This window comes from Nocardioides sp. PD653-B2 (genome assembly GCF_002117935.1).
Taxonomy (GTDB): Bacteria; Actinomycetota; Actinomycetes; order Propionibacteriales; family Nocardioidaceae; genus Nocardioides.
Genome location: NZ_BDJE01000004.1, coordinates 130,007 through 144,934 on the forward strand (window position 1 = coordinate 130,007; position 14,928 = coordinate 144,934).

General features: G+C 64.1%; 13 protein-coding genes. 5 read left to right on the plus strand and 8 right to left on the minus strand.

The features are described 5' to 3' along the window. The first annotated feature begins 10 nt into the window (after positions 1–10). Positions 11–1,378, plus strand: coding sequence for an FAD-binding oxidoreductase (locus PD653B2_RS01315; RefSeq protein ID WP_133058925.1), 1,368 nt, complete (start codon positions 11–13; stop codon positions 1,376–1,378). A gap of 63 nt (positions 1,379–1,441) precedes the next feature. Further along, the gene (locus PD653B2_RS01320) at positions 1,442–2,143 is read left to right on the plus strand and encodes an enoyl-CoA hydratase/isomerase family protein (protein ID WP_085870515.1); all 702 of its coding nucleotides are present in this window, start codon (positions 1,442–1,444) and stop codon (positions 2,141–2,143) included. Positions 2,144–2,199: 56 nt separating this feature from the next. On the opposite strand, the gene PD653B2_RS01325 is transcribed toward PD653B2_RS01320, so the two are convergent. Continuing rightward, positions 2,200–2,742 (minus strand): VOC family protein, encoded by a 543-nt coding sequence (locus PD653B2_RS01325; RefSeq protein ID WP_085870516.1) that lies wholly within the window; start codon positions 2,740–2,742, stop codon positions 2,200–2,202. Between the two features lie 109 nt (positions 2,743–2,851). Here PD653B2_RS01325 and PD653B2_RS01330 point away from each other — a divergent pair, with 109 nt between their 5' ends. Further along, a complete protein-coding gene (locus tag PD653B2_RS01330; RefSeq protein ID WP_085870517.1) occupies positions 2,852–4,231 on the plus strand; it encodes a M24 family metallopeptidase in 1,380 nt (459 codons plus the stop codon). Between the two features lie 227 nt (positions 4,232–4,458). Continuing rightward, positions 4,459–4,803 carry a hypothetical protein gene (locus PD653B2_RS01335; RefSeq protein WP_133058911.1) on the plus strand — a complete coding sequence of 115 codons (345 nt, stop codon included), beginning with the start codon at positions 4,459–4,461 and terminating at the stop codon, positions 4,801–4,803. 184 nt (positions 4,804–4,987) lie between these two features. On the opposite strand, the gene PD653B2_RS01340 is transcribed toward PD653B2_RS01335, so the two are convergent. From PD653B2_RS01340 to PD653B2_RS01370, 7 genes are all read right to left on the minus strand, one after another. Further along, positions 4,988–5,488, minus strand: coding sequence for a VOC family protein (locus PD653B2_RS01340; protein WP_085870519.1), 501 nt, complete (start codon positions 5,486–5,488; stop codon positions 4,988–4,990). A 10-nt stretch (positions 5,489–5,498) separates the two neighbouring features. Then, positions 5,499–6,488: an MBL fold metallo-hydrolase gene (locus PD653B2_RS01345; protein ID WP_165763290.1), complete on the minus strand. Its 990-nt coding sequence runs from the start codon at positions 6,486–6,488 to the stop codon at positions 5,499–5,501. A gap of 19 nt (positions 6,489–6,507) precedes the next feature. Next, positions 6,508–7,857, minus strand: a complete 1,350-nt coding sequence (locus tag PD653B2_RS01350) for a glycine cleavage system protein T (RefSeq protein WP_085870521.1) — start codon at positions 7,855–7,857, stop codon at positions 6,508–6,510. A 425-nt stretch (positions 7,858–8,282) separates the two neighbouring features. Continuing rightward, positions 8,283–9,281, minus strand: coding sequence for a LysR family transcriptional regulator (locus tag PD653B2_RS01355; RefSeq protein ID WP_278247427.1), 999 nt, complete (start codon positions 9,279–9,281; stop codon positions 8,283–8,285). 10 nt (positions 9,282–9,291) lie between these two features. Beyond that, positions 9,292–10,095, minus strand: coding sequence for an SDR family NAD(P)-dependent oxidoreductase (locus tag PD653B2_RS01360; protein WP_085870523.1), 804 nt, complete (start codon positions 10,093–10,095; stop codon positions 9,292–9,294). Between the two features lie 853 nt (positions 10,096–10,948). Beyond that, on the minus strand, positions 10,949–12,406 hold the full coding sequence (gene pntB / locus PD653B2_RS01365; RefSeq protein WP_085870524.1) for a Re/Si-specific NAD(P)(+) transhydrogenase subunit beta: 1,458 nt from the start codon (positions 12,404–12,406) through the stop codon (positions 10,949–10,951). A 4-nt stretch (positions 12,407–12,410) separates the two neighbouring features. Next, positions 12,411–13,961 (minus strand): Re/Si-specific NAD(P)(+) transhydrogenase subunit alpha, encoded by a 1,551-nt coding sequence (locus tag PD653B2_RS01370; RefSeq protein ID WP_085870525.1) that lies wholly within the window; start codon positions 13,959–13,961, stop codon positions 12,411–12,413. A gap of 165 nt (positions 13,962–14,126) precedes the next feature. On the opposite strand from PD653B2_RS01370, the gene PD653B2_RS01375 reads away from it, so the two are divergent. Then, a complete protein-coding gene (locus tag PD653B2_RS01375; RefSeq protein ID WP_085870526.1) occupies positions 14,127–14,774 on the plus strand; it encodes a TetR/AcrR family transcriptional regulator in 648 nt (215 codons plus the stop codon). Positions 14,775–14,928: the final 154 nt, after the last annotated feature.

The window sequence follows — 14,928 nt, forward strand, 5'->3', positions numbered from 1 at the left end:
GGAGGTGGCCATGTCCAACATCAGCACGCTTCGCGGTCTGGAGGGGCAAACTCAGGGACCGGTATTCGGTCCTGCTGACCCGGCGGCGGCAGAGGAGATCGCTGCCTTCAACACCGCGATTGTCCAGCACCCCGCCGCCGTCATCGGCGCCGTCGGCGAGGACGACGTCTGCTCGGCGATTCGATGGGCGACCGGACAGGGCCTGCCGGTGGCGGTACAGGCGACAGGACATGGCCTGTACAAGCCTGCTGACGCCGCGGTCGTGATATCGACGCGACGCATGGATAGCGTCGAACTCCTCGCGGAGACTCAGACCATCCGGGTGGGCGCTGGCGTGCGCTGGCGGAAGGTTATCGACACCGCGCAACGGAACGGATTGGCGCCTCTCTCTGGCTCAAGCTCTTTGGTCGGCGCCGCTGGCTATGCTCTTGGCGGCGGTGTGGGCCTGCTGTCTCGAGAGTTCGGCTTCGCGGCCGACCGGATAGTGCGCTTCACAATCGTGACTGCCGACGGTGAGATCCGTGTGGTCGACGCGGACGCCGATCCAGACCTCTACTGGGCGGTCCGCGGAGGCAAGGGAAACTTCGGGGTCGTGACCGAAATGGAACTCGGCCTAGTGCCGGTGACGACTCTCTTCGGCGCGACGGTCTACTTCACGGCGGAGTCCACACCTTCAGTTCTGCGAACCTATGCGACGTGGGCGCCGTCATTGCCGACGAACTCCAGCTCCTCGGTCGCCCTCCTCAGGCTCCCGGATCTTGAGACGCTGCCCGGTCCGCTGCGAGGCAAACGCCTCGTCCACCTGCGCTACACCTTCAACGGCAAGGCCGAGCATGGGGAAGCGCTTCTGCGGCCCATGATGACGACCGGAGAGATCGTGCTCGAGCGGCGAGGAGTCATGGGGTTTGCTGACGCCGATGTGATCCACCAGGATCCGACAACACCCCTGCCGGTGTGGGAGAGAAGCGCGCAACTCACCGATTTCGGCGAGGATGCTGTCGACGCGCTGTTGGAGACTGCGGGTCCGGAGTCGGACTGCCGGCTGCTGAAGCTGGAGCTTCGACAGCTCGGTGGAGCGCTGGCCGACCAACCCGAGTTCCCGAACGCCGTCGCCGGACGAGACGCCCCCTACTCGCTGTTCATGATCGGCATCTGTCCCCCGGGAGCGCAGGAGGCGATCCAGGAATCGGGAGAGGCGGCCCTGAGAGCACTGAAGCCATGGACGGCACCCACGACGCTTGTGAACTTCCTGGGTGCGGCGACCCGGCCCGAGGACGTCAGAGCCGCATGGCTTCCTACTGATCGCGACAGGCTTCTGAGAATCAAGACTACGACCGATCCCGACAACGTGTTCCGATTCGGCCATGCGCTCGTCTAGCCGGTGCAGGGCGGTGCCCACGGTTCGGGCTGTCTCTTCGAGGATCGACTGGATGGAGGAACGATGACACTCGACAACTCGATTCGCATCGAAGTCGAGGAGGATCTCGCGTGGGTGGTACTCGATGCCCCTCCGCGGAACCTCTTGGACTTTCCGATGACCCAGCGGCTCGTAGACACGTTGAGATCGCTGGACGGCGACGAGACCGTCCGTGCGGTAGCTCTGACGGGCGCTGGCGACACCTTCTGTAGCGGAGTGAACATCCCAGAGCTCGTGAAGTCCGGGACCGTGCCCGACTTTGCACGTGCCGCCGTCGAGCTGTTTACCCACTTCGCCTCAGCCAGCAAGCCCATCCTGGCCGCCGTGAACGGCGATGCGCTTGCAGGAGGATTCGCGCTGGTCTGCAGCGCCGACATCGTCGTCGCAGCCGAAGGGGTCCGCCTCGGCACGATCGAAGCGAGCTTGGGCACATGGCCGGCACTAGCCAAGGTGCCTGGCCTTCGCCGTGTCCCACCCAAAGCGATGATCACCAATTGCCTGACTGGCGTACCGTTCACCGCGCAACGCGCGTTTGAGCTGAACATCGTGGACGAGGTGATGACGCCTGAGAATCTGCGCGCCCGGGTCGTCGAGTACGCGCGGCTGGCCACGAATGGGGGCCAGGCGGCCCTCATCGGTCGCCCGTTGTTCTACCGCGCATCGGCAATGTCGTTGCCCGAAGCGCTCGACGAGTGTGCGGACGCTTTCGTGTCGAGCTTCACCTAACCAACGTCTTGACACCAACGTCTTGACGGCGGCCCCAGGGCATCGCCTGGCGCTCGTCAACCTAACTGCGGGTCGCGTGGATCCCAGAGCCGAGAGTCGTAGTCCTTCTCGTAGGCCTTGCCGTCGGGATAGCTGACAAGTTCCATCTGCAGACCCCAGGGTGTGCGGAAGTAGATCCAGGTTTGGCCCGCGCTGGGTCCGCTCGTGCGATACGTGGGCTCGCCCATGACGTCTACGCCTGCATCGCGCAAGTACTCGAGTGCTGCCTGGAAGTCGTCGACGTAGAGCGCAAGATGATGGCCTCCAACATCGCTGTTGAGGGGCGGCTCGCGCCGCTGCTCCGGCGCCGTGTACTCGAAGAGCTCGATGTTGAGGCCGGCGCCGAGTCGAAGGAACCGGAGACGCTCCACCCTGGCGGTCGATGCGACGCCCAGGTGAGTTGTCATCCAGTCATCATCAGAGGCAATCGGACCGAGGTCATAGAACCGCTCAGCGCCAAGGACGTCCACGAAGAATCGCGTCGCCTCCTCGAGGTCAGGCACGGTGATTCCGACGTGGTCGCCACCTCGCAGGCCTGGCAACCCCTTGTGCTCAGTCATGACCCCTCCAAGGCATCCTGTTCAGTACTGCTGCTCGAAGAAACTTGACGACCCCGTAGGGCGTTCAGTAATACTACACATACCACTGTCGCCTCGAGAGGATCCACCCATGGCTATCGCTACCTACGGACCGAACGCCGTGGACTGGGAGACCCGAGTCGACATGACCCGTCTACGGGACCAACGTCTCGCCAGGCTCCGGGCGGAGCTCGAGAAGTCGGAACTCGGTGCGATCCTCGCCTTCGACTTCACCAACATTCGCTACATGACGTCCACGCACATCGGCACGTGGGCCATCGACAAGATGATCCGATTCTCTCTCCTGGTCCGGGGAGGCGAGCCGATCGTCTGGGACTTTGGCTCAGCAGCGAAGCACCACCAGCTGTACAACCCGTGGCTCGACTACTCCCACGCCGCACCCGACGCCGATCCGCATGGTCCACATCACGGTGCTGATCCGCGCAACCCAAGCGGAGCTCGAGCCGGCATCTCCACCTTGCGCGGGGCGATTCACCCCGATGCAGAGATGGGAGCCTCGGTTGCAGCCAAGATCAAGCACGAGCTCGAGCAGTACGGCCTGATGGGGGAGCCGCTGGGGGTCGACGTCATCGAACTCCCGGTGCTCTTCGCGCTCCAGCAGGCGGGTATCGAGGTAGTCGACGGGCAACAGCTCTTCTTGGAGGCCCGACGCATCAAGACCAAGGATGAGATCACGCTGCTCACCCATGCGTGCTCCATGGTTGATGCTGCCTACGACAGGCTCTACGAGTTCCTGCGCCCGGGCGTCCGAGAGAACGAGTGTGTCGGCCTGGTGGCCAAGACTCTGTACGACCTTGGATCTGAGTTCGTCGAGGGCGTCAACGCGATCTCCGGCGAACGGTGTGCACCGCACCCACACGTCTACTCGGATCGAATCGTTCGACCGGGTGACCCGGCGTTCTTCGACATCCTCCACAGTTTCAACGGCTATCGCACCTGCTACTACCGGACCTTCGCTGTCGGAAGCGCCTCAACCGGGCAGCGCGACGCCTACGTCCGGTGCCGGGAGTACATGGATCACGCGATCAGCCTCGTCCGGCCAGGTGCCACGACAGCGGACATCGTCTCGGTATGGCCCACGGCGCAGGAGTTCGGGTTCTCCGACGAGGAGGCAGCCTTCGCGCTTCAGTATGGCCACGGCGTTGGTCTGTCGATCTGGGAGAAGCCAGTGTTCTCCCGGCTGGTCTCTCTTGAGCACCCGGAGGTGCTCGAGGAGGGGATGGTGTTCGCGCTCGAGACCTACTGGCCCAGTAGCGATGGATGGGGCGCCGCGCGCATCGAGGAAGAGCTCGTCGTGACGGCGGACGGATGCGAGGTCATCACCAAGTTCCCTGCCGAGGAACTGCTGGTCGCGGGACAACGCTACTTCTCAGTGTCCGGTCCGCTTCCCACCGAGCGGGATCCCCAGTCGCACCTGAACACCGAGATCGGCCGCGGCCCGCACAGGTAAGAGCGACCTCCCACGAGTCCTCTCGGCACCTGCGATTTGTCGTCGGCGGCGGGTCAAGTGCAGGCGGAGCTACCCTGCGACATCTCAGAACATGGGATCGGCCCGGACCTACGGAATGTAGGTCCGGGCTTGTCCATTTCGGGGACGGGCCTGGTGGTCGGCCAGTGGGCTGGGAGTCCCTTGCAGGGGTCCACGGTGAGTTCGCGGAGGAGTTCACCGGTGGCGACTTGGATGACGCCGACGTCGAGGTCCTGGACGAGGATGACCTCGGTGCCGGCGTACGTTCTGGAGATGCCGATACCGATGCCGATGTGGCGCAGGAGGTCGGCGATACACGGGGTCACGGTGCCGGCCCTGTCGAGCTTGGCGCGCCGGACTCCGTCGCGGTTTTCGTCGCCGTGCTCGGTGCCGGGGTTGGCGGCTGGGGTGGCGGGGTGACAGACCGAGTGGCGGTGGGTCAGGTGTCGGCCGCCCGTGCCCCGGGGCCGATGGTTCAGGGCGGGATCATGGTGGGGACGAGCGGTTGGGGCCTTTGGGAGGCGTTCAAGGTCGCCTCGCCCCTCGGCCGGTAGCGGATCGGGCGCTCGAGAGCCACGACTGTGGAAGACGCCGCACTGGGCGACGTCGTGGACGGGTCGGACTCTCGATCACCATCGAGGTGATCCGCGATCGACTCAGCGTCACGCCCGGATCCTGGGACCCAGGCGGAAGAGTCTGGCTCCAACCCCGTCTAGCCCACGTCTAATCCCTCATCGACTATTCGAATGCGTCGGGGTCTCGGAAGTAAGCCTTGCCTTTCGGGGACGACACCAGTTCACAGTTGAGCCCCCATGGCGAGACGAAGTACAGCCATCGCTGGCCCTCGTGCGGTCCCTTGCTCGCCGTCGGTCCAGCGAGGACGTTCACTCCCTGTGCTCGGAGCTCGGCCGCGGCCGTGTCGATGTCGTCGACGTAGAAGGCGATGTGGTGGCCACCGACATCGCTGTTGAGGGGAACGTGGCGACGCTGGTCGGGCGCCTCGTACTCGAAAACCTCCAGGATTGCCTGCTCGCCGACCCGAAAGAAGTAGATGCGGGGAGCGATCGCTGAGTCCGGCACGTTGAGATGATCGCGCATCCAGCTGCCTTCGCCGCGTAAGGGGCCGAGACGATACAGATACTCGAACCCGAGGACGTTCCCGAAGAAGTCTCGAGCCTGCTCTAGGTCTGGGACTGTGATGCCGACGTGATCGAGGCGAGTGAGTCCCGAAATGGGCACGACGAGCTCCTCAGGTGTTGTGGTTACAGGAATCGGCGGGCGGGAAGAACACGACCGGGGGCTGGGCGTTCTCGTCCAGGCGCAGGCTGTGGTACATCGTGAGCGTGTGGTTCACGCCGAGCATTTCCACTCCGCCGAGCCGGCCGACCCACTTCTCGATCACCGGCTTCGCAGCCTCGGCGGCCGCGGCCTCGTAGATCGTCCTGAAGTAGAGGTAGATGTGTTCGGTTCCGACCTGGTTGCGAGCGAGATCACGCTTCTCCGCGGTGATCTCCAGAGCATGCTGTGCGGCTTCACGGATGTCGTGCATGTACTCCCGCTGGACGAGCACGTCCTCACGTGTGCCGAGTCGCGTTAGGTGACCGGTGATCATGGTCTCGAAGTCGAACTCGAGGGCGTAGTCGTGGTGGGCCATGAATCCGGGGATGTTCTTGGATTGCGCGATGTTCGTGAAGGGCACCCAGCCTGGATAGATCACGTCCACCAGCATCAGCACCTTCCGCTGGGGCAGAAAGATGAAGCTGTTCCCGGCAGCGTGGTTGTCGCCGCGGTAGTGCATCTCGAGAACCTGTCCGCCGACCTCGAGGCGCATTGAGTCCTCGAATGTGATGTCGGGAGGACGTCGAGCCGGATCGGCGAACTCGGCAAGCTTCTCGTGAGTCTGCTGCTGCGCGATCCGGACCGCGTCGTCGGGGAACTGGTCGACTGCTCCGATGTGGTCGCCGTGGAAGTGCGAGTAGATGACGTGTGTGATCGGTTTCGCCGTAACGTCCCGGATGGCGGATGTCACCAGGCCGCCCAGACACGGCGGGGCGTCGATGGCGACAACGCCGTCAGCGCACACCACGAACGCGCACTGGTAGCCGCCGTCTGTGATCCAGTAGACGCCTCCGGTGATCTCCTCGACCAGATAGCCGGACGCCGGCACAGACGGGCCTATCGCTACATCTGGGATGGTCGGGTTGGTCGGGATGGCCTCACCTGCTGGCTTCTCGTTCACCTCGACCCCTTTGCCTGCCTCACACCAGGGGCCTTGTGCGGAGGGTCGCCCGGATCGTGCGCTGGACATGCCGCTCGACTGTGGGCTTCGCCGACCCGCCGTCCCGCTCGCCGACAAGCACCGTGACCTCGCGGCCGTCGATCACCTCATCTTCGGAAACCATGGCGTGCGACGACCAACCTCCGACGTTGACCGTGTAGCCCGAGCTGGCGGAGAAGCCGATCAGGCGTCCGTCGACGAGGACCTCGTCATAGGAGTTCGTGCCGTAGTTCGACACCGGCATCTCCAGGTACTTCGTGCGAGGTCCGGCGCCGAAGAGGCTGTCGGCGATCAGGTCGGCCACGTCGCGGTCATTCCAACGCAGGAAGACCTTGCGGCGGTGTGGCTCGTCGACCATCCGCTCGAGTGCCTCGCGGCCGATGAAGTCGTGGTCGAACCGGATCACGTGTCCGTAACCGAGGTCCCAGGGCGTGACGTAGTAATCCTCGATGTTGTCAGAGTAGAAGCTGCCTCCGATCGAGGCGTTCGCCTCGAACCCATTGCCCGGAAGCCACTCGCGGAAAGCCTTCATCGACTCTCCGGTGTAGATCGCCGGTACCGGGGCAGCGATCCAGCCCGATTCGATGGCGGTCGATGGGTACGAGCGCGCGCCGCCGAGGCGGAGTCCGAACTCCTCGCCGGCCTTGATGAGCGCTTCTCGAACCTGCTCTGCGCCCTCGGACGGTCCGACCAGCTCGAGGCCGGTGAACTCCTGGCCTGGAACGCCGGCCATCGTGTGGTTCAGGGCGCGCACGGGGACGTTGGCAATCTCGATCTCGCCCATTGCGAAGAACTTGATCGACGGCAGCGGACCACCCACGGCCTTCTCCACGATCTTGTGGGTAGCCGGGCCATTCAGCTGGAATCGAAAGGACAGCCGGCGGCCTTGGTTCGCCACGGAGCGCTCATCGCGGGTCACGTCGACCTTGTAGTCGCGTGTCTCGGCCTGAAAGGCTGCCCAGTTCGGCGCCACCGGGCGGCCGACCAAGCTGAATGCCTCGTCCTCGAAGCCGAAGAGGATAGCGTCGCCGATGAAGTAGCCGTCGTGGTTGCATGTGACGAGCTGCTTGGCTCTATTGCGTCCGAAAGTCGTGAATCCGTTGACACCGATATCCGACATCAGGCGAAGCGCGTCGGGGCCTTTGAAGTGGATATCCGTCATGTGCAGCGACTGGTCATACAGTACGGCGGTCTCTTTCCACGCCAGCTGTTCGTCCCGCCAATTCGAGTACTCCGACTGCATCGGGAAGATGTATGGGCCCTGTGGCGCGTTGCGCAGCATGTGCGCGACGTTCCCAGAGTAGGTCTGGATCTTTTCTTCGAGATTCATCAGCGGCCCTCGGCCTTCTCTTGTGGGTGATCGTCGGCGCCTTCGGGGCCCTGCCGTATCGCGGTTGGAGGCAGCGACGTACGGGACGACGAGGTAGGCGGCTTGGACCGCGGACGCGCGGAGCTCACGGGTGCGGGCGAGCCCGAACGTAGGAGCGCACGTGATGGTGATGGCGAACTGGAAGGCTTCATCAGCACGTCGACGTCGCTGGCCCTGCGGTGGATGGCTTGGAGGCACGACAATGCGGTCAGTTGGGCGAGCGAGCCACATCCACCGGCGAAGCCGGGCTGCGTCATGGTGGTCACCGCCTGTTGTGTTGAGGAGCGATTCGGTTGCGGGCCCCTCAAGGAAGGTTGATCGGACTGCCTGCCCCGGCCTTGCCCGGGGACCGGAACCCCGGTGGAGATCTTTGCGGGTCTGCACCTTCAATGTGGGGCAGCGCCGGACACGGCGTCCAATACTTGTTCCGGCCCCATGCCATACCGGAACCGCAGGTTCAGCCGGCGCGGCCGATCATTGCGGGTATGGCCGTCCGGTCGGCATGTCCGACCGCGTGCGTTCCTCGTTGAGGAACGACAGGAACAAGTCCGTGGCAGGGCTGCGGTCGGAGCTGAGGAAGGCGCACAAGAGCGGGGTCGTCGGGGCATCCTCGATGGCCAGGAAGTCGACGTCTGCGGTTCTGGTCTTCGTTGCAGACTCGGGCACCACTGCGGCCCCCGCCCTATGGCGACATATGCCATGGCGGATACGACATCGTGAGCCTCGATGGCGACTGTGGGGGAGAAACCTGCTCGCAAGCACATGTGGACGACCTCGTCGGCGAACTCGGGCCGCCCTGGGGGAAAGACGATGAGGGGGCTTCCGCGGAGCTGTTCGATCTGAACCGGACCCGGCCACCTTTCGGTGTCGTGGTCGTTGACCGCCAGCAACAGTCGCTCTTCGGCGACTACTCGCGTGCTGATCCCGGACTCGTCCGAGAAGTGACGGCCGAAGGCGAGGTGGAGGATCTTGTCGCGTAGGTAGTCGACCTGTTCTCGTTTGAATGTGCGTTCCAGTCGGATCTGGACGTGTGGGTGCTGAGCCGAGAACGGCCGCAGCAGCGCGGGAATGGCGTCGAGGATGGCTGAGTCGTAGTAGCCAATGTCCAGCGTGCCGAGTTCGCCGGTGCTTCCTTGACGCACACGTTCAATGGCGCGTTCAGAGAGCGCGATCATGCGATAGGCGCGCTCAAGCAGGATGGCGCCTGACTCGGTCAACTGCATACCGCCAGCGGTGCGCCGGAACAACTCTGTGCCGATGTCGTCTTCAAGTCGCCGTATGCGCCGTGTGAGCGGTGGTTGTGCGATGTGGAGCCGCGCAGCGGCCCGGCTGAGGTTGAGTTCTTCTGCGACGGCCACGAAGCATTCGAGCTGACGCGGATCCAACGCCGTCACACTAGATGACTGACTTTCCCAGCCCGCCGTCGATCTGGAGGACCTGTCCGGTCACGTACGACGATAGATCGGATGCCAGGAACAGCGCAGCGGCGGCGATCTCCTCGGGCTGTGCCCAGCGACCCAGTCGGATCCCGAGGCGCTCGACCATGCCGTCGCGCACTGAGTCCGGTGTGCTGTTGTTCTGTTCGGCCATCGCCGCGTGGCGGTCTTTCCATACCTGTGTCAGCGTCATGCCTGGGGAGATGCCGTTCACTAGCACGCCGTGCTCGGCTGCCTCGGCGGCGAAGTAGCTGGTGAGAGCTACGACGGCTGCGTTGACGGCTGCCGCGACCCCGATGCCCGGGACCAGCACGTGCGCCGCCATGCCAGCGATGTTGATGATGCGACCGTTGTTGCTCTCGCGCAGGTAGGGCAGTGCTGCCCGAGACACGCGGAGGTAACCGGCGGCCTTGCCGTCGAAGGCGTCGGTCATCACGCGTTCGTCCACCTCACTCAGGGCGCTGTTGACCAGGAGTGGAGCCGCGCTGTTCACCAGGATGTCCAGGCCACCTCGCCACTCGTCCGCCTTCGTCAGCGCCTCGGCAACGGCGGCATCGTCGGTGACGTCGGCGGTCAGTGTCAGGACACGGTCGGAGTCGGATCCGATCTGGTCGGCGGCGGCTTTCAGCTTGCCTTCGGTCCGCCCCAGAATGGCGACTGCGGCTCCTTGTGCATGCAGCACCTCGGCGATCGCCAGTCCCAGGCCGCTACCGCCACCGGTGATGAGGGCGGTTCGTTCGTCAAGTCGAATGCTTAGCGTCATCGTCCAAGCTCCATTCACGGTCCAAGCCGGGGTCAACCAGCGATCGCACACGCATAGTTCGAGCCTCACCCTGCGAGTCGTGGATGGCACTGGCAAGGAGCGTTAACGGACTCCTTAACGGAAGCGGCGCGTCGGTTCGTTCGCAACCTAGGTAGCCGCCACATGGCGCAGAGCTCCGGAGGTCGTGGCCTCGGTTGGAGCGCCTTACGTCTCGCACTGGCTTCAAGGGCAGCAGACGCTGGCAACTTGAACCAACGGCTGACGCGGGTGCATCCCTTGCTCAGGCTCGACGGCGTCCGCTTCGAACAGACCTAGGCGGGAGCACCATGCCTGTCGCGTCCATCGGTGCTGGTCGCGAACCGCGACGAGCTAGCGCCTGCTTCCGTCGGGCTTCGGCGAAGCGCTGGGCGGCGCGCCGAGCTGCCTGCTCACGGCGCTCGGCCTCGGCCGCGGCCTCGGAACGCTCGCGCTCGGTGATAGAGCGCACGGTGTTCACGCACTCGCCACACAACCCCGAGGTCCCTGTCGGGTCCTCGAGCCAGAAGGTCGTCCACGTATGCGTTGGCAGTCCGCACGCGGTGATCGAGACGCCCAACCGCTTCAAGTGCGGTGGCGTCAGCGGCCGTTGCACCTCTTGGTCACGGGAGTACATGCGTTGGGCCGCAGTGACGTACCAGCCTGCCTCGCGCGACATCGAGACGTCGCTTTCGCGACTGTCTTCATCTGTTACGCCAACTCGAAAGATCGCCTTCATCGGATTGTCGCCCGAATCTCCAGCCCCTTGTTGTACCCCTCCACAGCGGGCATCGCTTTTCATATAGCACGGTTGAGGACTAGACCAAGCGGGCTGCATTCACCCCGCCACCTTTGAATCGACCTGGATGGCCGACAGGATATTCTCAACTGCATCCTTTGCGTCACCGAAAAGCATTGAGGCGTTGTCCCGGTAGAAGAGCGGATTGTCAACGCCGGCGTAGCCAGGCGCCATAGACCGCTTGAACACGATCACACGCTTTGCATCCCAGACTCGAAGGACGGGCATGCCGGCGATGGGAGACCCGGGATCCTCGGCTGCCGCTGGGTTGACGGTGTCGTTTGCCCCGAGGACCAATACCACGTCCGTGTCGGCAAGTTCGTCGTTGATCTCGTCCATCTCGAGGACGATGTCGTACGGCACCTTTGCCTCGGCGAGCAGGACATTCATGTGCCCCGGCAGGCGCCCGGCAACGGGATGGATCCCGAATCGAACGTTGACTCCTTGGTCGCGGAGGCGTCGGGTGAGCTCAGCGATCGGATACTGTGCGCGGGCGACGGCCATGCCGTAACCCGGAGTGATAACGACCGTCGACGCGCCCTGAATCAGGTCGGCGACGCCATTGGCATCGATCTCGTGGTAGTCCCCGTGTTCGGCCGCGGTACCGGAGGTAGCTACGATTCCGAACCCGCCTGCTATGACGGAGAGAAACGACCGATTCATGGCTTTACACATGATGTAGGACAAGTAGGCGCCGGAGGACCCGACCAGTGCGCCCGTGATGATCAAGAGGTCGTTGTTCAGCAGGAAGCCTGAAGCAGCAGCGGCCCACCCGGAGTAGCTGTTCAGCATCGACACCACGACTGGCATATCGCCTCCGCCGATGCTGGCGACCAGGTGCCAGCCCAGCAGGAGCGCCAGTGCCGTGACAGCCGCGAGCAGCCACATCTGGGGGTCGACGACGAACCAGGCCGTCAGGGCGGAAAACGCGACGAGCGCAGCGAGATTGAGGACGTTCTTTCCCGGGATCATGAGCGGGGCAGAGCGGATCCTGGCTGACAGTTTGAGGAACGCGACGACCGAGCCGGTGAACGTCACAGCGCCGATGAAGACGCCGATGCAGACTTCCGCGTGGTGGATCCGTAGGAGGCTGTCTCCCTCGCCAAAGGTGGCGTGTCCGATGCCTCGCTCGACCTCAAGGTAGCCGTTCCAGCCCACGAGCACGGCAGCGAGTCCCACGAATGAGTGGAGAAGCGCGATCAGTTGGGGCATGCCCGTCATTTCGACGATTCGGGCGCGCCACAAGCCGAGCGAGGCGCCGATCGCCACTGCGATGAGCAGCAGGGCGATGCTGCCCTCCCCTCCGCCGGTGGGGTTCTCGCCCGTGGCCGCGTCGAGGAAGAGCCCGAACGTTGCGAGCAGAGCGATTCCCATGCCGATGATGGCGAAGAACGCCCCTCGGCGCGCGGTCTCATGCCGGGAGAGGCCAGCTAGCGCCAGGATGAAGAGGACGGCGGCAATCAGGTACGCCGCGGTAGCGATGGAGGAGGTACTCATCGTGTCAACCCTTCACGGACTCGCGCTGGAACATCCGCAGCATCCGGCGGGTCACCGCGAACCCACCGAAGATGTTGATGGAGGCAAGCAGGGTCGCCGCGAACGCCAACGCCCGGATGGTCGGATCGTCGATCGCGAGCTGTAGGAATGAGCCGACGACGATGATTCCGGAGATCGCGTTCGTCACCGACATGAGCGGCGTGTGCAGTGCATGGTGAACGTTTCCGATGACGTAGAAGCCAACGACGGTTGCCAACGTGAGAACCGTGAAGTGCTGCGGGATCGGTTCAGGGGCGGTCGCGACCAGAACGAGGAACAGTGCGAGTCCGACTCCGACGAGGCCAAACCGGCGCCGTGCCGACGAGCGCTTGTCTCGCTTTCGCTTCCCTTGGCCGGGAGCCACGGTCTGGGGGCGCGTCACCGGCGAGGCCGAAACCTGGACAGGCGGGGGTGGCCACAGCCTTTCTCCATCCTTGACGACCGTCATGCTTCGCTGCACCACGTCATCGAGATCCAGGACGAGTGTGCCGTCCTTCTTTGGCGTCAGAAGCTTCATCAGGTTGACCAGGTTGGTGCCATACATCTGCGAGGCTTGAGTGGGAAGTCGGCCAGGAAGATCCGTGTACCCGATGATCGTTACACCGTTCGACGTCACGATCTTCTGGTCGCGCACTGAGCCCTCAACGTTGCCGCCCTGCGCTGTGGCCATATCAATCACCACTGAGCCGGCCTTCATCTCCGCGATGTCCGCCGCCGTGACTAGCTTGGGGGCCGGCCGCCCGGGAATCAGAGCAGTGGTGATGATGATGTCGACGTCGCGCGCCTGCTCTGAATAGATCTCCGCCGCTCGACGGTCGTAGTCTTGCGAAGTCGATGACGCATAGCCCGTGCCGGAGTGTTCGACCTCGACATCAACCGCGAGGTACTCCCCGCCAAGCGACTTGACTTGGTCGGCAACCTCGGGGCGAGGGTCGGTAGCTCGCACGATCGCTCCGAGCGACGAGGCAGCACCGATCGCGGCCAGACCGGCGACACCGACCCCAGCAACGAGCACCTTCGCTGGCGGAACCTTCCCGGCCGCCGTGACTTGGCCGGTGAAGAACCTGCCAAACTCGTGAGCCGCCTCAATTACGGCTCGATAGCCGGCGATGTTGGCCATCGAGGAGAGTACGTCGAGCGACTGCGCACGCGAGATCCGTGGCACTGCGTCCATCGCCAGGGCCGTTAGTGGCCTAGCCGCCAGCGCTTCGACGAGGTCGGGATTCTGCGCGGGCGCCATGAGGGCGATGAGTGTGGTGCCGTCGGCCAACAGCGGGATCTCGTCAACCGTCGGACCGTTCACGCGGAGGATGACGTCTGCCATCAAGACCTTCGCGCTGGAGGCAACGTCGGCCCCAGCATCCACGAATGCCTCATCGGAGAAACCTGCAAGCTCGCCCGCACCGTCCTCGACGACGACGTCGTAGCCCAGGCCGATCAACTGCCGGACCGTAGCGGGAGTCGCTGCCACACGGGTCTCTCGAGGCTTCGTCTCTCGCGGTACCCCAATGAGCATTCGAGTCACTCCATCCCAGTCGATGTTCAGTGCCACTATACGATTATGCCGAGTGAGGCCGTTATTCCTGCGAGAGTTGTGCTAGTTTCATCAGGACGTCCAGCAGTCCTTCACACTGCAGAACCACGGACGGATGTGTAAGCGATCCGCACTAGGACTGGCCCGATGAGCCGCAGCACTGAACGCCGCCACGTCGAAGGCGACCGCGAGCAAGAGATCCGCGACGCCACCCTCGAGGTGCTCGCCGAGTCCGGCTACGACCGGCTAACCATGGATGCCGTCGCCACGAAGGCGAAGGCGTCCAAGGCCACGCTCTACAGGCGCTGGAGCAGTAAAGAAGGCTTGGTCATCGATGCGGTGGAACACATGAGGCACGCCGCCGACTTGCCCGACACTGGCGCGCTCCGCGATGACCTGCAAGCCCTGTCCTGCGGCGTCGGGGGCCTCGCTGACACCACGACGGTGTCTACGTTCGCGGGGGTGCTCACTGCCCTCGCCCGTGACCCTGACTTCGCCGAGGCGTTCCGTCGCGACTTCGTTGGCCCCAAGGTCGCCACCTCTCGGCAGCTTTGGGAACGCGCCCAAGAGCGCGGCGAGGTCCACGCCGCCGTCGACCTCGATCTCTTCGAATCCGCCCTAGCGGGGATCGTTCTGCACCGCATGTTCGTGACGGGCGACGTCCCGGATCCCCATACGATCGCCCGGGTGATCGACCAGATCATCATGCCGGCTGCAAGCGGCGGGCCGGACACCCAGCACCGACTCTCAAACCGAGTCTCTGTCGGAGACGACCAAGTACCGGAGACCAAGTGAAGGAGGGCCTCAACCAGCCTGGCAGCGTTGTGGACATCGCCCTTCCCTTCATGTCCTCGGGGGACCCGTTGGCTGCCCTACGGCCGGCGAGGAGGACTCGCGGGTCAGCCAGGTGGTCCTCGGCATGGCATCGACGCTCAGGCGTCAGCACGAT